Origin of the sequence: Exiguobacterium sp. s163 (assembly GCF_018617135.1) — a bacterium.
In the GTDB taxonomy this organism is placed as follows: Bacteria; Bacillota; Bacilli; order Exiguobacteriales; family Exiguobacteriaceae; genus Exiguobacterium; species Exiguobacterium profundum.
The window spans coordinates 117,757-140,332 of record NZ_JACSJN010000005.1 but is presented as its reverse complement, the minus strand read 5'-3'; the positions used below and the strand labels follow the sequence as shown (position 1 = coordinate 140,332).

22 protein-coding genes are annotated in these 22,576 nt (G+C 48.4%); 9 read left to right on the top strand and 13 right to left on the bottom strand.

From position 1 onward, the window contains the following. Positions 1 to 9: 9 nt before the first annotated feature. From aceA to KNO71_RS13305, 3 genes are all read left to right on the top strand, one after another. The gene (aceA, locus tag KNO71_RS13315) at positions 10 to 1,278 is read left to right on the top strand and encodes an isocitrate lyase (protein ID WP_214685041.1); all 1,269 of its coding nucleotides are present in this window, start codon (positions 10 to 12) and stop codon (positions 1,276 to 1,278) included. A gap of 216 nt (positions 1,279 to 1,494) precedes the next feature. Next, a complete protein-coding gene (locus tag KNO71_RS13310) occupies positions 1,495 to 2,820 on the top strand; it encodes a PepSY-associated TM helix domain-containing protein (RefSeq protein ID WP_214688927.1) in 1,326 nt (441 codons plus the stop codon). Continuing rightward, positions 2,817 to 3,254 (top strand): hypothetical protein, encoded by a 438-nt coding sequence (locus KNO71_RS13305; RefSeq protein ID WP_078146070.1) that lies wholly within the window; start codon positions 2,817 to 2,819, stop codon positions 3,252 to 3,254. Before KNO71_RS13310 ends, KNO71_RS13305 begins: the two co-directional genes overlap by 4 nt. A gap of 26 nt (positions 3,255 to 3,280) precedes the next feature. Here the strand turns inward: KNO71_RS13305 and KNO71_RS13300 are convergent, their stop codons facing one another. Both KNO71_RS13300 and KNO71_RS13295 read right to left on the bottom strand, forming a co-directional pair. Continuing rightward, positions 3,281 to 3,544: an LlsX family protein gene (locus KNO71_RS13300; RefSeq protein ID WP_047795807.1), complete on the bottom strand. Its 264-nt coding sequence runs from the start codon at positions 3,542 to 3,544 to the stop codon at positions 3,281 to 3,283. A 65-nt stretch (positions 3,545 to 3,609) separates the two neighbouring features. Then, positions 3,610 to 4,800 (bottom strand): LysM peptidoglycan-binding domain-containing protein, encoded by a 1,191-nt coding sequence (locus tag KNO71_RS13295; protein WP_214688925.1) that lies wholly within the window; start codon positions 4,798 to 4,800, stop codon positions 3,610 to 3,612. Positions 4,801 to 5,065: 265 nt separating this feature from the next. Between KNO71_RS13295 and KNO71_RS17685 the strand changes: the two genes are divergently transcribed. Both KNO71_RS17685 and KNO71_RS17680 read left to right on the top strand, forming a co-directional pair. Beyond that, entirely contained in the window at positions 5,066 to 5,503 is a 438-nt protein-coding gene (locus KNO71_RS17685) for a FixH family protein (protein WP_251025600.1), read from the top strand. Positions 5,504 to 5,536: 33 nt separating this feature from the next. Next, a complete protein-coding gene (locus KNO71_RS17680) occupies positions 5,537 to 5,815 on the top strand; it encodes a FixH family protein (protein WP_371816105.1) in 279 nt (92 codons plus the stop codon). 30 nt (positions 5,816 to 5,845) lie between these two features. Here KNO71_RS17680 and KNO71_RS13285 read toward each other — a convergent pair whose 3' ends face one another. The 6 genes from KNO71_RS13285 to KNO71_RS13260 all read right to left on the bottom strand — a co-directional run bounded on the left by KNO71_RS13285 (position 5,846) and on the right by KNO71_RS13260 (position 11,220). Continuing rightward, positions 5,846 to 7,471, bottom strand: coding sequence for an ABC-F family ATP-binding cassette domain-containing protein (locus KNO71_RS13285; RefSeq protein WP_015880408.1), 1,626 nt, complete (start codon positions 7,469 to 7,471; stop codon positions 5,846 to 5,848). Between the two features lie 165 nt (positions 7,472 to 7,636). Then, positions 7,637 to 8,356: a DNA/RNA nuclease SfsA gene (locus KNO71_RS13280; protein WP_078146073.1), complete on the bottom strand. Its 720-nt coding sequence runs from the start codon at positions 8,354 to 8,356 to the stop codon at positions 7,637 to 7,639. Then, positions 8,343 to 8,807: an SACOL1771 family peroxiredoxin gene (locus KNO71_RS13275; protein WP_078146074.1), complete on the bottom strand. Its 465-nt coding sequence runs from the start codon at positions 8,805 to 8,807 to the stop codon at positions 8,343 to 8,345. The genes KNO71_RS13280 and KNO71_RS13275 overlap by 14 nt, the downstream gene beginning before the upstream one ends. A gap of 52 nt (positions 8,808 to 8,859) precedes the next feature. After that, positions 8,860 to 10,098, bottom strand: a complete 1,239-nt coding sequence (gene pepT, locus KNO71_RS13270) for a peptidase T (protein ID WP_214685053.1) — start codon at positions 10,096 to 10,098, stop codon at positions 8,860 to 8,862. Positions 10,099 to 10,195: 97 nt separating this feature from the next. After that, positions 10,196 to 10,870 carry an LrgB family protein gene (locus KNO71_RS13265; protein ID WP_214685055.1) on the bottom strand — a complete coding sequence of 225 codons (675 nt, stop codon included), beginning with the start codon at positions 10,868 to 10,870 and terminating at the stop codon, positions 10,196 to 10,198. Then, positions 10,867 to 11,220, bottom strand: coding sequence for a CidA/LrgA family protein (locus KNO71_RS13260; protein ID WP_214685057.1), 354 nt, complete (start codon positions 11,218 to 11,220; stop codon positions 10,867 to 10,869). The genes KNO71_RS13265 and KNO71_RS13260 overlap by 4 nt, the downstream gene beginning before the upstream one ends. 149 nt (positions 11,221 to 11,369) lie before the next feature. Here KNO71_RS13260 and KNO71_RS13255 point away from each other — a divergent pair, with 149 nt between their 5' ends. Then, entirely contained in the window at positions 11,370 to 12,107 is a 738-nt protein-coding gene (locus tag KNO71_RS13255; protein ID WP_078146077.1) for a YwqG family protein, read from the top strand. Positions 12,108 to 12,151: 44 nt separating this feature from the next. On the opposite strand, the gene KNO71_RS13250 is transcribed toward KNO71_RS13255, so the two are convergent. Then, the gene (locus KNO71_RS13250; protein WP_078146078.1) at positions 12,152 to 15,304 is read right to left on the bottom strand and encodes an efflux RND transporter permease subunit; all 3,153 of its coding nucleotides are present in this window, start codon (positions 15,302 to 15,304) and stop codon (positions 12,152 to 12,154) included. A 32-nt stretch (positions 15,305 to 15,336) separates the two neighbouring features. After that, a complete protein-coding gene (locus tag KNO71_RS13245; protein WP_214688922.1) occupies positions 15,337 to 15,903 on the bottom strand; it encodes a TetR/AcrR family transcriptional regulator in 567 nt (188 codons plus the stop codon). Between the two features lie 226 nt (positions 15,904 to 16,129). On the opposite strand from KNO71_RS13245, the gene KNO71_RS13240 reads away from it, so the two are divergent. From KNO71_RS13240 to KNO71_RS13230, 3 genes are all read left to right on the top strand, one after another. Beyond that, a complete protein-coding gene (locus KNO71_RS13240) occupies positions 16,130 to 17,191 on the top strand; it encodes a Fe(3+) ABC transporter substrate-binding protein (protein WP_015880417.1) in 1,062 nt (353 codons plus the stop codon). Positions 17,192 to 17,324: 133 nt separating this feature from the next. Continuing rightward, positions 17,325 to 18,962, top strand: coding sequence for an ABC transporter permease (locus tag KNO71_RS13235; protein WP_015880418.1), 1,638 nt, complete (start codon positions 17,325 to 17,327; stop codon positions 18,960 to 18,962). Continuing rightward, positions 18,962 to 19,669, top strand: a complete 708-nt coding sequence (locus tag KNO71_RS13230; RefSeq protein WP_214688920.1) for an ABC transporter ATP-binding protein — start codon at positions 18,962 to 18,964, stop codon at positions 19,667 to 19,669. The genes KNO71_RS13235 and KNO71_RS13230 overlap by 1 nt, the downstream gene beginning before the upstream one ends. Before the next feature lie 47 nt (positions 19,670 to 19,716). Here the strand turns inward: KNO71_RS13230 and KNO71_RS13225 are convergent, their stop codons facing one another. The 3 genes from KNO71_RS13225 to KNO71_RS13215 all read right to left on the bottom strand — a co-directional run bounded on the left by KNO71_RS13225 (position 19,717) and on the right by KNO71_RS13215 (position 22,527). Further along, positions 19,717 to 20,163, bottom strand: coding sequence for a hypothetical protein (locus tag KNO71_RS13225; RefSeq protein ID WP_214688918.1), 447 nt, complete (start codon positions 20,161 to 20,163; stop codon positions 19,717 to 19,719). Between the two features lie 104 nt (positions 20,164 to 20,267). Continuing rightward, positions 20,268 to 21,167 (bottom strand): class F sortase, encoded by a 900-nt coding sequence (locus KNO71_RS13220; protein WP_214688916.1) that lies wholly within the window; start codon positions 21,165 to 21,167, stop codon positions 20,268 to 20,270. Positions 21,168 to 21,186: 19 nt separating this feature from the next. Next, positions 21,187 to 22,527, bottom strand: coding sequence for a copper amine oxidase (locus KNO71_RS13215; RefSeq protein WP_214685065.1), 1,341 nt, complete (start codon positions 22,525 to 22,527; stop codon positions 21,187 to 21,189). Positions 22,528 to 22,576: the final 49 nt, after the last annotated feature.

The following is a 22,576-nucleotide window of genomic DNA, read 5'->3' as shown; positions in this document are numbered from 1 at the left end:
GGTTTATTGATGAAACAACGTGAAGAATTGTTGAACAGCTGGAAGTCAGAACGATTTGAAGGGGTAGAACGTCCATACTCTGTAGAAGACGTCATGAAATTACGAGGGTCTATCGTGATTGAACATACGCTTGCGACAAAGGGAGCGGAACGCCTGTGGCAATTGATGCACGAGCGTGACTACGTCCATGCACTCGGTGCGTTGACAGGGAACCAGGCGATTCAGCAAGTAAAAGCAGGACTCGAATCCATCTATTTGAGTGGTTGGCAAGTAGCGGCGGATGCGAACCTGTCAGGTCACATGTATCCGGACCAAAGTCTATATCCGGCCAACTCGGTACCAAGTGTCGTCAAACGAATCAACCAAGCGCTTCAACGTGCTGACCAAATTCAAACGGCAGAAGGGAAAGGCGACACGCATTGGTTCGCACCGATTGTCGCGGATATGGAAGCCGGTTTTGGTGGGGTGCTCAACGTATTCGAATTGACGAAGGCGATGATCGAAGCAGGTGCTGCCGGCGTTCACCTCGAAGACCAGCTCTCGTCTGAGAAGAAATGTGGTCACCTCGGTGGGAAGGTGTTGCTCCCGACGCAGACGGCTGTGAAAAACTTGATTTCGGCTCGGCTCGCGGCAGACGTCATGGGCGTCCCGACAATCATCGTAGCGCGGACAGATGCGCACGCGGCGAACTTGATCACGAGCGACATCGACCCAATCGATCATCCGTTCATCATTGGAGAGCGTACGCCGGAAGGCTTCTATCGTACGGAAGCTGGTATCGAGCAAGCTATCGCTCGCGGTCTCGCTTATGCACCGTATGCAGATCTCGTCTGGTGTGAGACGTCTGAACCAGATTTAGCAGAGGCACGTCAATTTGCCGAAGCGATTCATGCGAAGTATCCAGGCAAACTTCTCGCTTACAACTGCTCGCCATCGTTCAACTGGAAGAAGAAATTGTCAGACGAAGAGATTGCCACGTTCCAACAAGAAATCGGTGCAATGGGCTACAAGTTCCAGTTCGTCACACTCGCTGGATTCCACGCGCTCAACTTCGGCATGTTCGAGCTCGCACGCGGGTACAAAGATCGCGGCATGGCAGCGTACTCGGAGTTACAACAAGCAGAATTTGCGGCTGAAGTACATGGTTACACGGCGACACGTCACCAACGGGAAGTCGGAACGGGTTACTTCGATGAAGTCTCGCTCGTCATCTCAGGTGGACAATCATCAACGACTGCACTGGCTGGATCGACAGAAGCAGAGCAATTCACAAATTGATCATATTTTGGAGACGCCAACTTGTTGGTGTCTCTTTCTTTATGTGAAAGTGTGTGAATCAGTTCGATGAATATGTGAAAAAAAGATGAATCAAAATTCATTTTAACTTCTTCAATTCGACGAATAGTTGCCACAAATAGTAAGAGTAAACCGTTTCCATTCCTTGTATACTCAATCTGTTCACAAGTTGGACACAATGATAAAGGGGGAAGCATCATGCAAGGGGAACGGTTAAACAAACGTAACGCTTGGTATCAAGCGATTTGGCGTTGGCACTTTTATGCAGGTCTCATATTTGCACCGATTTTCATTATCTTGGCTGTGACAGGAAGCATTTATTTATTTGAACCGCAAGTAACAAAGATGCAATACAAAGACATGATGACGGCATCTTTCACGGAAGAACAGCCGATAGAAGTCCAAAAGGAATCATTCATGACAGAATATCCGGATGCGATGATCACATCGATTCGTTTGCCGGATGAAGGTGAATCGACTCGAATCGGTTGGATGAACGAAGACGAGATGATGTATACATATATTCATCCAGAAACGACAGAAGTTTTAGGAACACGGTCTGCTGAAGGTAGCATGGATTTATTAGTTGTGATTCATGGCACACTATTAGGTGGTCAAATCGGGAGCTGGGTCGTCGAACTCGCGGCGTCCTGGGCAATCATTCTTCTTATTACGGGGACATTCTTGTTTTGGCCACGTGGTAAGAATCCGCTTCGGATGCTTATGCCGAAGCTTGGGAAAGGACGACAGTGGTGGAAGCAGATGCACGGTAGCGTCGCCTTATGGTCATCGCTAGGCCTCGTGCTCATTATCAGTTCAGGGTTGGCTTGGTCATCCGTTTCGGGTGCGATGCTGCAGTGGGTTTCCTCGTCGACAAACACGGGAGCACCGATGTATGCCTATGCGTTTGGTACCAAGCCGGAATCGACCGTGACGACAAAAGATGTGGCAGAAGACGTACCTTGGGCGACCCAAGCAGATCTCGTTCCAACTTCTTCTCCAAGTACGCTGTTGCCGATTGATTTGAATCAAGTGGTTAACAAGTCCACGATTGATCGACCGTACACGATCTCGCTTCCGGAAGGCGAAACAGGCGTCTATACTATCACATCGGCAGCGGGACATCCATTTAAAGAAGCGACGGTGAACTTAGATCAATACAGTGGTGAAACACTCAGCTCTGTGACATACGCAGATTACGGGGTTCTCGGAAAACTGATTACGGTCGGAATCGCCTTCCATGAAGGTCGCCTCTTCGGTTTGCTCAATCAATTGGTTGGGGTCGCACTTTGTCTAGGTCTCATTTTCGTGGTCATCAGCTCGTTCGTGATGTGGCGCAAACGGAGAATCGGATCGATCGAACAGATGAAGCGGTTTGAGGACGAACGGATCAAACGAATCGTCGGTATTTTGATTCTACTTCTTGGTGTGACATTACCGCTCGCAGGGATCAGTATTCTTGTCGTTCTCCTATTTGATTGGTTAGTCGGGCGCCGGAAGTTGAAAGCGGAGGTGGCGGCATGAAACGATTTAAAGCAGTCCTTCCTGTCATCCTAGCGACGATTTGGTTAGGTGCGTGTCAACTTCAGCCAGTAGAACGCACCATTGATCCGATTGGCATTCAACTGATCGTACCTGAACGTGTAGAAGTTGGCTCGACGACGCTTGCGATGAAAATATCGAATGATGAACGTGTGACAGAAAGCCATATTCAAGTCACGCCTTACGATTCGGAAGAGACCCGGACGTATGAAGTGACAGAAAAGGATGGCTATCTCGTGACGAGCGTGAAACTCAATCAAGGAATCTATCAAGTGAACGGCATGGTGCATGAAGGGCAGAAAGTGTATACCCCAACTGCATGGATGATTGTCGGCGATGTACCGCAAGACCAAATCGACCAATTGCAGCAACCAATCGTTCACTCACACGACCATGATGGTGAACATCAGCATTAAAAAAGTAACCGTTGCGTATGCAGCGGTTACTTTCGTTTAAGACGTATCCCGATCTCTCCAATGAGAACGGCGAGGCCCATGAATCCGGCACCGAGAATGGCCATCTGATTCTGGTTGGCGACCCCGATTCCGTTCTCGAATTGATAAATCTCACGTGTTAAGAATTGAATCGGCTCACCGGATGTGAGTGCTTGTTCATAACCGAGCCAAATCAAAATCGAGAATGTGGCAATTGAAACCAAAAGTCCGATGAATGCGGTAGTACTGACACGGATTACGGTTCGAGTCATAGCAATTCCTCTTTTCCTGTTTGTATACGATACGTCACAAGCTGAGGAAAAGATTCACGAGGTAATCATTTCGGAATGGTCAACACTTGCCCGACACTGATTAAGCTGACGTTCGTGATATTGTTGGCGGCCGCGATTTTCGCAACAGTTGTGTTATACATCGTCGCAATCTTGTACAGCGTGTCCCCTGATTTGACCGTGTATTTTACCGTAGTTGTCGGTGGTGTGACCGTCGTACCTGGGATGACGAGCACTTGTCCGACATAGATGGAGTTGACGTTTGCGATGTTATTGGCAGCTGCGATTTTTGCGACGGTCGTATTGTACATCGTCGCAATCTTGTAGAGTGTGTCGCCCGATTTCACGGTGTACTTCACGGTCGTCGTAGGTGGTGTAACGGTCGTTCCTGGAATGATGAGCACTTGTCCTACATAAATCAAGCTGTAGTTCGTAATGTTGTTGGCGGCAGCAAGCGCCGAGACGGTGACTCCGTATGTCCGTGCGATACTGTACAACGTATCACCTGACTTCACGGTATACGTTTTGTTCGTCGATGTGTTTTGATATGCAAGTAATTGTGAGATCGTGACAAATTTGTACCCTTTTGCTTTGAGTTGTGAAATCATCGTTGGGAGTGCGAGCGGTGTACCCGGGGCCCCGGCTCCGGTATGCATCAAGACGATTGAACCCGGTTTGATGTTAGTCTGAACTTTCGTGTTGATTTGGCTTGCGGTCAATCCTTTCCAGTCAACCGTATCAATGTTCCATTGAATCGTGTATCCGTATCCTGAAGCCCCGACACCGCTCAATACGGTACTATTCACTGCACCAAACGGGGCTCTGAAAATCGGTTTTGTCGTTTTTCCGGTCAACGATTTAATCAAAGCTTCCGTGCGGTCGAGTTCGGATTTCATCTGCGTGGCAGTCAGTTTGGTGAAGTCAGGGTGTGTATACGAGTGATTTCCGAGTTGATGTCCTTTTGCGGCGATATTTTTAATGTAATGTGGATGGTTATTTGCGCCCGACCCCGTTAAAAAGAAAGTGGCTTTGACATTGTTTTTTGCTAAAATGTCTAAAATCTTGTTCGTGTTCGCCCCGTCTGCCCCGTCATCGAACGTCAATGCGACGACCTTGCTCGTCGTGTTCACGCTCGTGACAAATTTTGAAGCGGCGGCACTGACGGAAATCGATTGTGTGATCACCATCGCCAATAAGATGAACAGCGCCATCGCCCCACGAATGACCTTACGTTTCATCTGAATTCGCCTCCATTCATGATGTAACTCTCTTGATGTTAAGACTTTCCAAATGATTGACCTTGATATATTTTATATACCCCTTTTTAGAAATGATGGACTAAAATTCGGAAATGTACTCAATAAATTTTGATTCAACTATATGTGTGAAATTTGTGAGAATGTATCGCGGGATATATCACAGAATGCTCACACTCTTTTTGGAAAGAGATGGTATCATGAACAATGTGTGAAAGATGTAAGCGATTTATAAGGAGGACTTATGATGAAAAAGATGATGACACGGTTTGGGGTCGTGTTTGGACTCATCGGGTTATTCGTACTCGGTGCGTGTGGTACGGAGAAAGAAGCGGAGAGCGCGGCTGTTCCACAGTCAATGGAACCGGTCGAGGCAGAGTTGACGGTAGAGGCAACGGCTAAAAAGGGAGAGGCGGTACCTTTATCAGTAACAGTCACGCAAGATGGTCAACCTGTAGACGATGCGGATGAAATCAAGTTCGAGGTATGGAAGAATGGTGCGAAGGAAGAAAGTGAGATGATCAAGGCGTCACTCACGAAAGACGGTATCTATGAAGCGGAGACGACGTTCGCGGAAGAAGCGGTCTATACGGTTCAGGTTCACGTGACAGCGCGTTCGATGCACACCATGCCGACGACAAACGTGACGGTTGGACATCCAGAAACGGCTGCTGAAGCAGAATAAGAGAGTGAGCATCATCACCACGCTGGAGCGGATATCACGCTTGATCCGAAAGAGGCGACAGCAGGGGAAGAACAACCATTCATGGTACACGTCATGATTGAAGACGAGATACTCGCAGGGGCGGAAGTACAACTCGAAATCTTCCAAGACGGGGCAGAGAAGCATGAGTGGGTGAAGTTAGAGGAAGCAGATACTGGGATGTATAAAGGTGCACACACCTTTGCTGAATCAGGCGCATACAACGTTCAAGTCCATGTCACGAAAGGTCATGATATTCATGAGCACGTCATGGAGACGGTAAACGTTAAATAAAAAATCGGCTCACGTTGAGCCGATTTTTTATTATGCATTTTGGTAAAGGGATTCAACTTGTTGTTGAAGCGCTTCGTTCTCCAAGTACTCATCGTATGTTGCTTCTTTGTCCACGATGCCATTCGGAGTCACTTCGATGATGCGTGTCGCGATCGTCGAGATGAGCTGATGGTCATGTGAGCTGAAGAGAAGCACGCCTTTGAACGACTCGAGACCGTTGTTGAGTGCTGTGATCGATTCGAGATCCAAGTGGTTCGTCGGATCGTCAAGGACGAGTACGTTCGAGTTCGAGAGCATCATCTTCGAGAGCATGCAGCGTACTTTTTCTCCTCCTGAGAGGACAGACGCCTTCTTCATGACTTCTTCACCTGAGAAGAGCATACGGCCAAGGAATCCACGAAGGAACGTGTCTGACTCATCGGCAGGTGAGAACTGGCGCAACCAGTCGAGGATGCTCTTTTCTGAGCCCTCGAAGTACTCCGAATTGTCTTTCGGGAAGTATGACTGAGTTGTCGTGACGCCCCATTTGACTGACCCTGTGTCTGGCTCCATCTCACCCATGAGAATTTTGAAGAGTGTCGTGATGGCAACGTCCGAACGACCGACGAATGCGACTTTGTCCGTCTTGTTGAGTGAGAACGTGACGTTGTCGAGTACTTTTACACCATCGATCGTCTTCGATACGTTATCGACATAGAGAACATCGTTTCCGATCTCGCGCTCCATCGTGAATCCGACGAACGGATAACGACGTGACGACGGACGGATGTCATCAAGTGTGATCTTATCGAGCAACTTCTTACGAGACGTCGCTTGACGTGCTTTCGATGCGTTCGAGCTGAAACGTGCGATGAAGTTTTGAAGCTCTTTGATTTTCTCTTCTTTCTTCTTGTTCTGGTCTGCCGCCATACGTGTAGCGAGTTGGCTAGACTCATACCAGAAGTCGTAGTTCCCGACATACAATTGGATTTTTCCAAAGTCGAGGTCGGCCATGTGCGTACAGACTTTGTTCAAGAAGTGACGGTCGTGGGAAACGACGATGACTGTGTTTTCAAAGTTGATTAAAAACTCTTCCAACCATTGAATCGCTTTTAGGTCAAGTCCGTTGGTCGGCTCGTCTAAGAGGAGGATATCTGGCTTACCGAAGAGCGCTTGGGCAAGAAGGACTTTGACTTTCTCCCCACCTGTGAGTTCGCTCATTTGTTTCTGGTGGAGCGCTTCAGAGATACCAAGACCTTGGAGGACCATCGAGGCTTCCGACTCTGCTTCCCAACCGTTCAACTCAGCGAATTCTCCTTCAAGTTCAGCTGCGCGCATCCCGTCTTCATCTGAGAAGTCTTCTTTCATGTAGATGGCGTCTTTTTCTTTCATTACTTTGTAGAGACGCTCGTGACCCATGATGACGGTCTCGAGAACTGCACTGTCCTCATACGCGTAGTGGTCCTGTTTGAGGACGGCGAGACGTTCGCCCGGTGTGATGCTGACATCACCCGTCGTCGTATCTTGTTCACCTGATAAAATCTTTAAGAATGTCGATTTTCCGGCACCGTTCGCACCGATCAATCCGTAACAGTTGCCTGGCGTGAACTTGATGTTCACCTCTTCAAACAACTTGCGACCGCCAAATTGTAGGCTGACGTTATTTACTGTAATCATGTATGGTATCCCTCGTTTTTCTGATTAGTTTACGACGTGTATTGTATCACGTTTTTGAAAAACGCGCAGTCGCGTAAAGAGTGGAAGTGAAAAATGACTCTATTCGGTAATTCCCAACATATCATATGTTTAGTAAAAACATAACGTTTCACTTAATACATTTGGTTACTTGAAGTGAGACGTTGTGTCAAAGCAACGAAGTAAACGAATTCCTTCAGGGGAAATAGTGCAGTTCAGTTGCCATATTTCTAATCCGGAAGGTATCGCATCGTTAATCAATTGACGAATTAGATGGTCTTGTTTTCGGTTGGGATTACCGGTATAAATTGGTGCGTCATATAAAAAAACATATAAGAGGACTGCTCTTCCGGTTTGGGGTAGAGTGGAAATCAGAGCGTAGAGATGACGAATCAAACGTTCTGTTTCGATGGGTCGTTTCACTCGTCTACGTTTAAAGTGTGGGAGAGGAATAGTGAGTAGTTCGCTGAGCGGAGCCTTCACTTCCATGAAGATTCCATCAATCTGAAAATCGATCCGTGCACCGTCAGTTACTATTTCACGTTTGATTCCCCTCGGGGTTGAGAAAGCATCAAGCTGGTTCTCGAGTAAGAAAGCTTCAACATAGTCGTTTACACGACCTTGATTGATTCCAATCCATTGTTCACCATCGACTGAAATGGCTTCGACTGTAAAGCGAGTTTTACGATTCGAGTCATAGGTTTCTGAGACGAGGCAGGGGATGTTTTCAAATATAATATCTCCAATCCTTCCTGTTACAGGACAATGGCAAGGCGCGAGCAAATCATCAACGAGTACGTCCATGACAAAGCGATTACGTCTGTTTACAATTATCGCTTTTTTCAAAGGTTCTTCAAATAAAATCATTGCCACTTTTACGTGAAATGACGGTATTCAACTCAAATGCTACATTTCCTGCGAGTGCGCGTGAAATCATACATTGATCTTTCGCTTTTTTCGCGATGCGTTCAACAAGTGTGATCTCTCGATCCGTCATCTCTGTAGGTACTTGAATCGTTGTCGCATAGCGAATCGTCTCGTAAGTGAAGATGCCGTTCGTCACATCGACGATGCCTTCCGCATCAATCGTGATGCCACGGTGAGTCAGGTCACTCCGTCCGAGTACGGCTGCGAGGGTGATGATATAACACGTGGCCGCTGCCCCGAGTAACATCTCATCCGGATTCGTGCCGACTCCGGGACCGTCCATCTCGGGTGGGATCGAAATCTGTGTCTTTAATCGCTCGGCCTCGAGGGTACCGACGTCATTTCGTCCGCCATCCCAGCCGAGGTTCATGCTAAATGTATGCTTCATCAAAAATCGCCTCCAATGTCTCTAGTGTAAAAGAGAACGATTGGAGGCGCATGTGTTATGCTTGTGCGCGCTTCGCGAATGTGCGAAGTGTTTCGATGATAACCGTTGTTGCTTTTTCCATGTTGTTCACAGAGATGTATTCAAACTTCCCGTGATAGTTTTCGCCACCTGTGAAGATGTTCGGCGTCGGAAGGCCCATGTAAGAAAGTTGCGATCCGTCTGTCCCACCACGAATCGGTTCAATCTTCGGTTCGATGCCAAGGCCGCGCATGACGTCAGCGACGGTATCGACGATGTGTTTCACTGGTTCGATTTTCTCGGCCATGTTGTAATACTGATCTTCCATCTGGAGTTCAATCCGTTCTTCCCCGTATTTTTGTTTCCATTCGAGGACAAGTTTCTCCATCAACGCTTTACGTGCTTCGAACTTTTGTTTGTCGTGATCGCGGATGATGTATTGAAGCGTCGTCTTCTCGACGTCCCCATTGAAGCCGTTCAAGTGGAAGAACCCTTCGTAGTTGCTCGTACGTTCCGGTGCCTCATCAGCAGGCAAACGGTTTTGGAACGCCATCGCAAGCTTCATCGAGTTGACCATCTTGTTCTTGGCGCTACCTGGGTGCACGTTCGTCCCGTGGAAGGTGACGGTCGCACCGGCTGCGTTGAAACTCTCATACTGCAACTCTCCAAGTGGACCGCCGTCCATCGTGTAAGCGAAGTCCGCATTGAATCGGGCGACATCGAATTTATGTGGTCCACGTCCGATTTCTTCATCCGGTGTGAAGGCGATGCGGACCGGCCCGTGTGGAATCTCAGGATGAGCCAATAAGTATTCGATCGCTGTGACGATTTCAGCGATTCCTGCTTTATCGTCCGCACCGAGGAGTGTCGTGCCGTCCGTTGTCATGAGCGTATGCCCGACATACCCGTCCAGTTCTGGGAAGTCTTTTGGTGATAACACGACATGAAGCGACTCGTTCAAGACGATGTCGCCACCTTCATAATGCTCGACGAGTTGAGGGGAGACGTTCGTTCCTGTGAAATCGGTCGCCGTATCGACGTGGGCAAGGAAGCCGATAGTCGGTACATCATGATCGACGTTACTCGGAAGTGTGGCGAAGAGATACCCGTATTCGTCCGTCTCGACGTCTGTCAGACCGAGTTCTTTTAATTCTTTCTCCAAATGGCGAATCAAATCCCATTGTTTGGCCGTCGATGGTGTTGTCGTACTTGTGAAATCCGACTGTGTATCAATCTTCGCGTACGTCATTAAGCGTTCAATTAATTTTGCTTGCATGGATTGCCCTCCTCTAATAAGTTTCATCTTCATTAGTTTATCACGCGCAATCGAAGTCGAAACAAAAAAGTCGCGCCCATCGATGGACGCGACCTGTTCAAAAGAGAAACGGATATAGAATCGGCAAGATAAACGAGGTGAAGATTGCGGTCAATCCCATTGCGGCACCACCTGTTGCACCGGACAACGGATGTTCCGTTGCCGCCTGAGCGGTCCCAATCCCGTGACTGATTGTGCCGAGTGTGAGTCCACGCGTGAACGGGTCGTCCATACGAATCCACGTCAATAAGACCGGTCCGAGCATCGCCCCTAAAATACCGCAGGCAACGGCGATCGAGGCCGCAAGTGTTGCATCCCCCTCTAGTTGTCGAGCCAATTCAAGGGCAATCGGGGACGTTGCCGATTTGACCGATAGTGCAATCAATACGTTTTCGGTGAAAGAAAATAACTTGCCGAAAAGTACAGCCACGAAGATTGTGGAAAGTGACCCGATGACAATCGCGCTCAGTGCTCGCTTTGCCCGTGCGAGTAGTACAGGTAAGTTGCGATAGAGCGGTAATCCGAGGGCGACCGTCGCTGGTCCGAGTAAGATGGTGATGAGATCGGTAGCCGGTTCATACGCATCATAGGACTGTCCTGTCACGAGTAACAGAAGAATCAAAATCGCTGTACTTAAGAAGACGACATTGGTGAACGGAGATGCCCACTTCATGGAAAGTCGACGACTGAGCGAATACACGAGAATCGTCGATCCGATCCAAACGTATGTCATGATGTCTCACCTTCTTTCCCGGAAACAAACGCGGTCACGACCATACCCACCGCCATGCTGGCGAGTAACGTGATAAGGAGCGGGATGCCGGCAGCTTTTAACAACGTGCCGTACGCCATAAGGCCGACGGCAATAGGGATGAAGAAGAAGGCGAGATGCTTCGTCAAATATCCGGCACTGTCCTCAATCCATTCCACGCGAATGACTTTTGTTACTAAGAGAATGAGCAACAGCACCATGCCGATGACGCTGCCTGGTACTTTCCACGAGAACGTCTCAACAATCCAGTTTCCGAGCGTGCTCAATCCGAATAAAAGAGCGAGCCCAATCATCCATTTTAATAATTTCATATACATGACTTCCTTTCACGTCATTCAAAACGTATGAATCTTCTCAAATTCAACGAGAGAGGTCAAGAAAAGGGTATAACAAAAAAGGTAAGGGGTACATACGTTCGGGATGCTATACTACATCTATCATAAACAAGCGGGGTGCCGAGATGGAACTAAAAACGATTGAGCAATTTATTCAAGAGCATGGATTACAAAACAGGGAAGACATTTTACATGCGTTCACAAAGCGGGTCAATTTGACAACTTTGCCACGGACAACAAGGGAAGAAGTAGCGGTTGGCCATTCTAAGTTTGGCGGATATCCTGACTTACCACACGCAGACTTGCATCCTGGAGAGAATATGACGTTTTTAGCTCAGTTTCGTTTAAGTGATTTAGCTGAGTTTGAATCCGTAGATGCACTCCCGAAAGAAGGGGTGTTGTCTTTCTTCTATGATTTAGAAGAACAACCTTGGGGAGATGTGGATGAACGTCATCTTTGGCGTGTTCTGTTTACTGAAGAATCGAAACTTGAGCGAGTGCGAGTTGGGGAAGCATTAAATGAACGTGCCGTTTCCTTTAAAGAAAGCTATGCAGAGAATGAATACAGTTTATATGAGCTGCTCGACGAAGAGATGTACGATCGGTTACTCGAACGATTCGAACAAGAAGAACTTCATGCAATCGGTGGACATCCGAGTGAAGTGCAAGGTGACGTTTTTGAAGAGATACAAGAAACATATGGGGAACGATTCGATCATCCTTTCCTATTGTTTCAAATGGACACGTCTGAAGAGTTAGACGTCATGTTCGGGGATGCAGGTATTCTCTATTTTCTCATTCCGGAAGATGCTCTCCGTGCCAAACGGTTTGGAGAAACCGAAATCATTATGCAGTGTTATTGAACGCAAAAAAGGGAGCCGACTCGAATGAGTCGACTCTCTTTTGATTATGCTTGTTTTTTCTTACGGAATCGTGCGAAGAACTCATAGACGATTGGTACGATGAGCAACGTGAGAAGTGTCGAACTTGTGAGTCCGCCAATCACGGTGACCCCGAGACCTTTCGAGATGAGGGCGCCACCCTCGAGACCGAGTGCGAGTGGTGCGAGTGCACCGATTGTCGCGAGTGCGGTCATCAGAATTGGGCGAAGGCGTGTGCCCGCTGCCTCAAGTAACGCTTCACGTGTTGATAAACCAGCTTCTTCTTTATGAATGACGCGGTCAATCAAAACGATGGCGTTCGTGACGACAATCCCGATCAACATGAGTGCCCCGATCAAGGCAGAAACCGAAATCGTTTCACCCGTGATGAGAAGGGCGACGAGTCCCCCGATAATCGCATACGGAAGTGAGAACAACACGACGAATGGCGTGAGTGCCCCACCGAATGTGATGACGAGAACCAAGTATACGATGGCAATCGCGGCGAGCATCGCAAGACCGAGCTGTGTGAACGATTCTTGAATCTGTTCCGTTACACCGCCGACATCATACGATACGCCAGACGGAAGCTCAATCTCTGAAACGCGTTCTTCAATCGCAGCAGACGCTTCTGTCGCTTTATCTGTGCTGAGTTCAACACTTACTTGCGCAAGCAGTTTTCCGTCGCGCTCGACGAGTGTGTCCGGTGTTGTGCCTTCTTCGATTTCAATGAAGTCTGAAATCGGGCGTGGTCCGAACGGTGTCGTGATTTCTTGTGCTTGCAGGTCATCGACACTGTCATACGTCACTTGCTCGTTCGGGATGACGACGTCTAACTGTTTTTCATCCACTGTGACACTTGTAAGTGGACTTTCTGGTGCCTGGAACTGACTGATGACTTGCGCGATTTGACCTGCCGACACACCGGCTTCTGCAGCGGCCTGTTGGTCGACGTTGAACGTGTATTGTACATAGGACTCACGTAAGTCAGATGTCGCTTGACGGACATAATCCGTTTCCTCTTCAATCGTTTCGATGAAAGTCGGCACGATGGCTTCTAAATCTTCAAGGGAGTTGGCATAGACGTTGTATGTGACACCGCTCGTTGCGCCGCCACCTGAGAAGTCTTGTTCTTTCCATTCCCCGTTCGAAGCGAGTTCGTTCAATTTCTCGATATCAGCTAACTTCACATCCGCGAAGTCTTCCGTATCTGGATCATATTGAACGATGAAGATTCCTTGTTTGTTGTTTCCGGGGTTCAGCGGGTTCTCTCCACCGACCGTGAACTGAACATCGGTTGCGTTCGGTTGTTCTTCCATGAAGTATTCTTCTGCCACTTCTGCTGCGGCAATCGAATCTTCAAGTGTTTGACCAGGTTCTGGGTCGAACGTGACGAACAACGTCTTCTCCGAATCCTGATTCAAGAAGTTGACCCCAATCGCTGGGACAAGGGCAAAGCTACCAATCAATAGGGCAGTCGCGAGACCGAACACGACGAGTTTATGGTTCAGTGACCAGTTCAAGACGCCACGATACCATTCCGCGAGCTTGCCTGGACCTTCTTCTGGCTTCAACTTGTCGCGGTTTTTAAAGAACGAGTCGGCCATCATTGGTACGACCGTGATCGCCACGAGTAACGAAGCGAGTAATGCGAAGACGACCGTCAATGCGAACGGCAAGAACAATTCACCGACAAATCCAGTGACAAATCCGAGCGGTAAGAATACCGCGATCGTGACGATGGTCGACGAGGCGATCGGGATGAATACTTCTTTTGTTGCCGCGATAATCAACTCTTTACCGCGAAGTGGTTCGTTCGAACGCGTGAGTCGACGGTAAATGTTCTCGATGACGACGATAGAGTCATCGACGACGCGCCCAATCGCAACAGTCATCGCACCGAGCGTCATGATGTTCAACGTGATATCCAACTGCTTCAAGACGATGAGTGCCATGAGAAGCGACAACGGGATCGAGATGACGGCGATGATCGTCGATCGGAAGTTACGTAAGAACACTAAGATGATGAGGATAGCGAACAACCCACCAAGTAATGCTTTAGACAACATCGTTTCGACCGACTCTTCAATCGGTTGTCCTTGGTCGAGTGTAATTGATACATTCGCCGTATCGTTTTCAGCTTCGAAGTCATTCAATACTTCTTTGACGGCGTTGACGACATCGACCGTGTTCGCATCTTGTGTCTTCGTCACTTGTACGCCGATTGAGCGTTCACCGTTCGAGCGAGAAATCGATTCTTCGATTCCTTTGTCCTCGATTGTCGCAAGTTCACTCAACGCGACAGTCGGAACCGTCGTCGGAACGTTCGGTGGTAATGCCGATGGTGTTTCCGTCGGGACCTCTGTTGGCACGTCTGGCGTTTGACCAGGTGGCAATTCCGTCGGGGCAGACGGTGTCGTCGGCGTTGATTGTGCCGGTGAGTAAGGGATTTGGATGTCGCGGAACGCTTCGAGCGTCTCCGACTTGCCGTCGATGACGACCGCTTGCTCCGTATCACCTAATTCATATAACCCGAGCGCAATTCGAGCGTCATTCGCTTGAATCAATTGTTTGACCGTATCTTCTGTCAAATTGTATTCTGCGAGCGCTTCTTGGTCGAATTGAAGTTCGACGCGGCGAATCTCTTGCCCGGCAATTTGGACGGTTTGCGCACCTTCCACTCCTTCAAGGGCAGGCTGCACTTCTTCCTCGACGAGTTTTGTCAATTCGGCCAAATCAAGACTCTCATCCGAGATGGCAGCCCCGATTACCGGGAAAGCATCGAAACTGAGACGCGACACTTGTGGTTCTTGTGCCGACTCCGGCAATTCGACGTTGCTTAACGCATCTTTGACCTGCTGTTCCGCTTCATCCATATCGGTACTGAAATCATAATCGATTTGGATGTTCGAAGCGTTTTGGAATGACGAAGAACGGACTTGTTCCACACCATTTAAATTTTGTAGACGATCTTCTAACACGGTGCTGACTTCTTCGAGCACTTGCTCAGGGGATGCACCTGGATAAATGGTTGTGACCGAGACGGTCGGAGTCGTAATGTCCGGTAACGTCTCGAGCTTCATCGTCAGACCGGCGAAAAGACCGGCGGCCGTCAAGATGATCGTCATCAACCAAACCGCAAACTTGTTGTTAACGGAGAAGGACGTGATTTTCTGCATGGATTTTTAATCTCCTCTATTATTATGTTGTTTTATGACTCACGATCGATGTCGTGGGCTCGTTCAATCAAGCGTGCGATAATCGCTTGTTTGAGTTCGGCAGGGGGAACACCGACACCGAAGTGTTCGGACATCATCATACCTTCGAGTGCATAACGAATGATCATGGTTTCCACCGGGTCGGCCGTTTGTTGGAACTGTGCGAAGAACGTATCTAAATCATGTTTCCAACGATTGGCGTACTCTTGGTCGACTTCGAACAACGTGAGAAATGCAATCATCTTCTCGACGTCGATTTGGATGGCAGCACGCTCAGGATGTAACTTCGTTTCATCAAATAGACGAACGAACGCCTCGACAGGTCCATGACCTTCTTGTTGCAATGAAGCATATAGCTCGTTTTGTTCTTGTTGTAATCGTTCGACCATCGCCGTCATCAACGCTTCTTTTGAAGGATAATGATAAAGCAGTCCACCTTTAGATACACCCGCAGTCTTGACGACTTCATCTAAGGTAAGTTGGTGCACGCCATGGTTCATGATGATGTCGGTTGCCGCATCCAACAGCTTTTGCTTTGTAACGTTCGATCGGTTTGACATATCTTCACCTCTTTCTGTACCGACCAGACGGTTTGTTTGATTTTACTATATCGTTCGTATTCTTTTGAAGTCAAGAAATGATGTCCTCAAAACTGTCACCAAGTACACATATAGTGTGATAGCGATTGCAGAAAAGTCTTGACGTGAGAATGATTATCAGTGATGATAGGTACTGAGAGTAATTATCATTACCAGAGAGAAATAACCGAACGTGGGGGAATGACAGATGAACAAAAAATATGCAGCTTTAGGAATTTCAGCAGCGTTAACGACATCGCTCCTTGCCGCTTGTGCAAGCACAGATGAGACAACTTCAAATGAAGGCTCAGACGATTCGAACGTCGTCAATGTTTACTCGAGTCGCCACTACGATGTCGATCAACAATTATACAAGCAGTTTGAAGAAGAAACAGGCATCAAAGTCAACGTGGTGGAAGGAAAGAGTGACGAACTTCTCGAGCGTTTGAACACGGAAGGCGAAAACACAGAAGCAGACCTCTTCATTACAGCAGATGCCGGAAACTTGTATCAGGCAAAAGAAGCAGGACATCTTCAAGCGGTCGATAGCGATGAGCTTGAGTCAAACATTCCTGAAAAATATCGTGACACGGACAACGAATGGTTCGGTTTGACGAAACGTGCGCGTGTCATCGTCTACTCAAAAGATCGCGTGAAACCAGAAGATTTGTCGACGTATGAAGCGTTGACAGAAGAACAGTGGAACGGCAAAGTACTCGTCCGTCCATCTGAAAACATGTACAACATCTCACTCCTCGCATCGTTCATCGAAGTGAACGGGGTCGATGAAGCGAAAGAGTGGGCGAAGGGCTTAGTGAACAACATGGCACGCGACCCACAAGGGAACGACCGTGACCAAGCGAAAGCGGTCGTCGCCGGTGAGGGGGACGTGGCCATCATGAACACGTACTACATGGGGCTCATGTTGAATTCTGAAGACGAAGAAGAGAAGAAAGTCGCTGAACAGCTCGGTGTCTTCTTCCCGAACCAAGATACAACAGGCACACACGTGAACATTTCGGGTATCGCGATGACGAAAGCATCGAAGAATACAGAAAACGCTCAAAAATTGATGGAGTTCATGTCAGAACCGTCAGCACAAGAAAAGTTTGCGAGTGTGAACTACGAATATCCAGTCAACGAGTCGGTTGAGCCGAACGAACTTCTTCAATCATGGGGCGAGTTCAAAGAGCAAGACATCAACCTCTCTGCACTTGGTGAAAACCAACAAGAAGCAATCCGCATCTTTAACGAAGTGGGTTGGAAGTAAGATGACTTCGGCTTGAACGAGAGTTCAGGCCGGAGATTTTTGCGTTCTTCACACCCTAAGCGCTACACGGGATGCACAGAAACTGATATGATGGGACAGGAATTGATAGTTTACAGAACGGGAGCGGTACGACATGAACTGGCACGCAGTAAAACGACAACTGAATGGATGGGCGATCCTCAGCTTTCTCGCGATTTTATTGATCGTCTTGCCGGGAATTGTCGTGCTCGTCGAATTGTTCGCCCCGGTCAATGACAATTGGCAGCACATTCAGGAGTACCTGTTGCCCCGTTACGTGAGAAACACGTTGTTCATTATGGTGGCTACCGGTGTCTTGACGACCGTGATCGGGACGAGCCTCGCTTGGTTCGTGACCGTCTATGATTTCCCGTTCCGTCGCTTCTTTAAATGGGCACTCATCCTGCCGCTCGCGATTCCGCCTTATATCGGGGCGTATACGTATCACGGCATTTTAAATTACACCGGAGTGATCCAAACGACGCTACGAAATCAGTTCGGGATCACCGTCGATCAGTCGTACTTCAACATCATGTCGATTCAAGGAACCGTGTTTATTTTCACGTTGTTCCTCTATCCATATATTTATACGATCACACGAGCGTTCTTGCATAACCAATCATCCTCGATGATTGAGAACGCGCGGATTCTCGGTCGTGGCTCATGGGACATTTTCTTCACCGTCGTCATACCGATTTCTCGAGTCGCCATCATCGGCGGTGTCAGTCTCGTCTTGATGGAAGTGCTCAACGACTATGGTGTCGTGAAATACTTCGGGATCCAGACGTTCAGTACCGCTATTTTTAGCACATGGTTCGGGATGAAGGATACGTCGTCGGCGCTGAAGCTTGCGGGCACACTCATGATTCTCGTCATCGCCATTTTGACGATGGAACGACTCGTCCGGGGAAGGAAGCAATTCAGTTACGCTTCGACGAAAGTAAAACCGCTCAAACCGAGACCGCTGCAAGGTTGGCATCGCTATGCGGTATTCGCATATGTTTCGCTCGTCTTTGCGATTGCATTCGTCATTCCGTTCACGCAGTTGACGGCTTGGACGTTCCTGACGTTCGATACGGTCTTCACGGAAGAATTTTGGCAACTCGTTTGGAATACGGTACGAGTCGCCTTTACCGCAACCGTGATCATCTTACTGTTCGCACTCATCATTGCGAACTATACACGACTCTTCCCGTCGAACATGACGCGTGTCATTTCGAAAGTGACGACGCTTGGGTATTCGATTCCGGGAGCGGCCATCGCCATTGCGGTCATCACGCTCTTCTTGTGGCTCGATGACAAAGTGCTCAATTTGGCACGGGCGCTCGACTTGAGTCAGACATTCGTGTTCCGGACGACGCTCATCATGCTCATCTTTGCCTACGTCATCCGCTTCCTCGCCATCGGCTACAACTCGATCGAGAGCGGGTTTGAGAAAGTAGGGAAGTCGTTTACCGAAGCATCCCGTATGCTGGGGTGGAATACGGTCCAAACGTTCTTTCGCGTCGATATCCCGATGATCAAAGGCGCCATCATGAGCGCGTTTATCCTCGTCTTTATTGATATTATGAAAGAGTTGCCATTGACGCTCTTTTTACAACCATTTAACTTTTCGACGCTTGCGACACAGGCGTTCAAATACGTGAGTGATGAGAAGATTCACGAAGCGGCACTCGCTTCCATCGTCATCGTCCTCATGAGTGGACTGTTGATATTCGTTTCCCACAAGGTGCTTGATAAGGAGGCCGACTAATGTTTGTTCAAATCAATGATTTACATTTTAGCTATAAAGGTGCGCATGAAGAGACCATCAAAGGGTTCTCGATTTCAATCACGAAAGGTGAAATCGTCTCACTTCTTGGGGACAGCGGATCGGGGAAGAGTACGATTCTCCGTTTGATCGCAGGACTCGAGATGCCGAACCAGGGCGTCGTCGTCGTGAATAACTGTGTCTGTTGCGACGATTGCCAGTTCATGCCGCCAGAAGATCGTGGCGTGGGGATGGTCTTCCAAGACTATGCACTCTTCCCGCACATGACCGTTGAAAAGAACATTCGATTCGGTCTTCATAAACTGAACCGCAAGGAGCGGAATGCGCGTGTCGAAGAGATGCTCGCGCTCGTCAACTTGACGGAATTCCGTCACCGTTATCCGTACGAACTCAGTGGGGGACAACAACAGCGTGTCGCGCTCGCGCGTGCGCTCGCACCGAAGCCGGCGCTCTTGATTCTAGACGAACCGTTCAGTAATTTGGATACGTCACTTCAACACCGGATTCGCGACGATTTGCGTCGTCTCTTGAAGCAGACGGGCACGACGACGATCTTTGTGACGCATGACGAAGAAGATGCTGAGGCACTTGCCGACCGCATCGTCTACCTCGGAGAAGGCAAAATTAAAAAGCAGGTCATGACGGAGAACAACAAGACGTTCAATCCGCAAATTCCTTGCTTCGTATAAGTTCCGCGCACTCATTGATGAAATGGGTGCGTTTTTCTGTGGGTCCATCATTCGATGAAGCGATGGTCTAAAACAGATAGGTGTTCCTGCCAATCTGGCCAAGAGGACTGGAGCGATGTAATCAATTCGTTCCCCCCGAAGCTGATCGTACTTTCGTGAGATGCATAAATGACCCAGTTCATGTGTTGGTCAAACCAATAACGTTCTAAATAACGTCCGTCATAACAAGGATCCAAGGAATCGGTATCGATTTGCCAGAGCGTAAGGTCTTCATGTAGTTCAAAGACGACATCCGCGCCTCGACGCAATATCCATTGTTGGATTTCCTTGATTTTTTGATCATTCTCTTCAATATAGTCACTATCGAATGCGATCACATCGGGGCGCCCAGCAGTCGATAGAGGGTACCAATAATGTGAATCGGTCACAGCCCAAATGGCGCGAATTCTTCTCTTCACTTGACTGGCGAGAGGTGATGAAAGTTGAGTCCTCATGACGTGTAAACTCCTTATCCTAAAGTTGATGTATGTGTTGCTATCTTCACTATACATGGGAAATAGAAAAACGTCCTTAGCGTTTATCTAAGGACGTTTCGTGCCTACTTCGCTGTCTGAGACGGTTTCGACTCATTTCCAAGCTGGTCAATCGCAGTCACGTAGTAGGATGCATTGCTCTCATTTGTGACTTCGATACTTTTTCGTGCATGGGATGGGATACTTTCGATATGAGTCGCTTTTCCGTCGATGACTTCATAGATTCGATATCCAATCACGCTCTCTTGACGAACGGCGTGCCATGTCAATAAGTTACCTTTCAGTTCGACTGCCGTCGGTGTCTCGAGATTGACAGTTTCGTTCAGTTCGGTATCCACCAGCTCTGTATAGACGACGAATCGTTCATCATAGCCCCCGTCCCCGAACGTACCCGAACAGGTAATCAAATTTAAGTTCCGATTTGATGTGGCACCGAAAATCTCTTCGATTGGCGCGGTTTTCGTATCATAGCGTTCTGTTTTTGTGACGCGGAACCGGAGTGTGTTACCCGCTTCATCTTGAATCAGAACGTCATCGCCTTCTTTGAGTTGATCGAGTTGATAAAAGATAGCCGGGCCGGTCTTGCTGTCGACATGACCGGCGATCACGGCATTTCCTTTGCTCCCTGGTGTCACACCAGGTTCGAACCACCCGACCTGGTTCTCGTCTTCTGGTACGCCCATCTGTCCATTGTCTAGGACCCCAACTTGTTCAATTGCCGTATCGACATCAATTTTAGGGATCTGGATTTGAACAGGGGTGACGGCCTTGGCGTTTTCTTCTTCCTCGGCTAAACGTAGCTTTTTCACCTCTTCCTGTAGAAGTGAGAATTCAGCCGTTAAATCCGGGCTCTCCTCTATTTGTTTTTCTTCTACAGGTGGTGACGACGATTCTTGGGCACTCGTCCACGTCCAGAAGCTAAAACAAAAGAGAGAGAGAGCCAGAAACAAAAGGCGCTTGTTCATGGGACTCCCTCCTTATTGATTATTGTTCAGACACTTTACGTTTGCGAAGCGTTACGAAGGCGAGTAAGATTCCGCCAAGTACAGCTAATCCAGCGTAGAGTGTGTTCATTGATTGTTCTTGTGCACCACCGAGACCTGTTTCAGGCATCTCTTCAGGCATCATTGTTTCTTCGAACTTGTCAGGCATTTGTGTCACGATCGCGTTACCGAGTGTTTCACCAACACCGAACATGAACGCATATCCTTCACGGAATGACATCCAAGCCGCTTCTGCATCGCCAGCGACATATTGATCGAATGTGTCGAGTACGAGCGCTTCGTGCTGTTTGATTGCTTCTTCACCGGCAGCTTGTGGTAAGTTCCCTTCTGTTGCTGCATCGAGGAATGTGCTGAAGTCGACAGCGAATTGGTCGAGGCGCATCCGCGCATCTTCGATCATCGCTTCGTCGCCTTCGAGTGTAGCGGCAACGATGTCACCTTGTGCTGTGATGTGATCGGAGTTCCATACTTTCTCGAATTGTGCTGCACCTTCGTCACCATATACGGATGCGATGGCTGCTTTGAAGTCGAGTGTGTTCTGGTCTTCTGCCCATGTCACGTAGTCATAGTCCTCTGCTTGGTCGTACCCTTTTTGCATACCGATCGCAGCGAGGGCGAAGTGCTCACCTGCAAGACTGTTCAATGTTGAGCGGAGTTCAACAGCTGGTGTGTCGGCTCCAGTCGTAAATTTGTCAGGCATTTGTGTGACGATTGCACCCGAGAGAGCTTTACTGATGTTGAACATGTGCTTGTAGCCTTCACGGAACGTCATGTAAGCTTCTTCGTAATCTCCTTCGACATAGTTATCGAATACAGAGAGGACTTGGTCTTCATGAAGTTCGAGTGCATCAGCTGCTGCGTCCTTCGGTAAGTTCCCTTCTGTCGCTGCATCGAGGAATGTTGAGAATTCTTCTACGAACTCATCGACTTCCGCTTCCGCTTCCATGCGTAGTTCTTGGTTGTCTGATTTTGCCGCTTCTACGAAATCAGCTGAGTAGTCGTTATGACCACGGAAGATTTCCTCGAATTGTGCAGCGCCTTCTTCACCGTAGATGGAAGCGATGGCTGGTGTCATGTCGAGCGCGTTTTGATCGAGAGCTTGATCCGCGACCTCAGCATCTGCTGCCTCGTCGTACCCTTTCATCATCGATGTGACGGCTAATACGTAGTGCTCAGATAAGAGTTGATCGAGTGTGGCGCGAAGGTCACCTGCTGGTGTACTTGCTGTCGGCGTGTGATCCGCTGCCTGTGCGTTGACTGGTACGAGTAGTCCTAAGGCTAGTGCCGGTGCTACGATTTTGTTTAACGTCGTCTTCTTCATGGGTAATCGCTCCTTTTCGTAAGTGAGTGTTGTCGTTATTTACACCCAT

Excerpts from the sequence above, each read along its gene's own strand:
- aceA (WP_214685041.1), top strand. The coding sequence starts at position 10 with ATGAAACAACGTGAAGAATTGTTGAACAGCTGGAAGTCAGAACGATTT.
- KNO71_RS13310 (WP_214688927.1), top strand. The coding sequence starts at position 1,495 with ATGCAAGGGGAACGGTTAAACAAACGTAACGCTTGGTATCAAGCGATT.
- KNO71_RS13305 (WP_078146070.1), top strand. The coding sequence starts at position 2,817 with ATGAAACGATTTAAAGCAGTCCTTCCTGTCATCCTAGCGACGATTTGG.
- KNO71_RS13300 (WP_047795807.1), bottom strand. The coding sequence starts at position 3,544 with ATGACTCGAACCGTAATCCGTGTCAGTACTACCGCATTCATCGGACTT.
- KNO71_RS13295 (WP_214688925.1), bottom strand. The coding sequence starts at position 4,800 with ATGAAACGTAAGGTCATTCGTGGGGCGATGGCGCTGTTCATCTTATTG.
- KNO71_RS17685 (WP_251025600.1), top strand. The coding sequence starts at position 5,066 with ATGAAAAAGATGATGACACGGTTTGGGGTCGTGTTTGGACTCATCGGG.
- KNO71_RS13285 (WP_015880408.1), bottom strand. The coding sequence starts at position 7,471 with ATGATTACAGTAAATAACGTCAGCCTACAATTTGGCGGTCGCAAGTTG.
- KNO71_RS13280 (WP_078146073.1), bottom strand. The coding sequence starts at position 8,356 with ATGATTTTATTTGAAGAACCTTTGAAAAAAGCGATAATTGTAAACAGA.
- pepT (WP_214685053.1), bottom strand. The coding sequence starts at position 10,098 with ATGCAAGCAAAATTAATTGAACGCTTAATGACGTACGCGAAGATTGAT.
- KNO71_RS13265 (WP_214685055.1), bottom strand. The coding sequence starts at position 10,870 with ATGACATACGTTTGGATCGGATCGACGATTCTCGTGTATTCGCTCAGT.
- KNO71_RS13260 (WP_214685057.1), bottom strand. The coding sequence starts at position 11,220 with ATGAAATTATTAAAATGGATGATTGGGCTCGCTCTTTTATTCGGATTG.
- KNO71_RS13255 (WP_078146077.1), top strand. The coding sequence starts at position 11,370 with ATGGAACTAAAAACGATTGAGCAATTTATTCAAGAGCATGGATTACAA.
- KNO71_RS13250 (WP_078146078.1), bottom strand. The coding sequence starts at position 15,304 with ATGCAGAAAATCACGTCCTTCTCCGTTAACAACAAGTTTGCGGTTTGG.
- KNO71_RS13245 (WP_214688922.1), bottom strand. The coding sequence starts at position 15,903 with ATGTCAAACCGATCGAACGTTACAAAGCAAAAGCTGTTGGATGCGGCA.
- KNO71_RS13240 (WP_015880417.1), top strand. The coding sequence starts at position 16,130 with ATGAACAAAAAATATGCAGCTTTAGGAATTTCAGCAGCGTTAACGACA.
- KNO71_RS13235 (WP_015880418.1), top strand. The coding sequence starts at position 17,325 with ATGAACTGGCACGCAGTAAAACGACAACTGAATGGATGGGCGATCCTC.
- KNO71_RS13230 (WP_214688920.1), top strand. The coding sequence starts at position 18,962 with ATGTTTGTTCAAATCAATGATTTACATTTTAGCTATAAAGGTGCGCAT.
- KNO71_RS13225 (WP_214688918.1), bottom strand. The coding sequence starts at position 20,163 with ATGAGGACTCAACTTTCATCACCTCTCGCCAGTCAAGTGAAGAGAAGA.
- KNO71_RS13220 (WP_214688916.1), bottom strand. The coding sequence starts at position 21,167 with ATGAACAAGCGCCTTTTGTTTCTGGCTCTCTCTCTCTTTTGTTTTAGC.
- KNO71_RS13215 (WP_214685065.1), bottom strand. The coding sequence starts at position 22,527 with ATGAAGAAGACGACGTTAAACAAAATCGTAGCACCGGCACTAGCCTTA.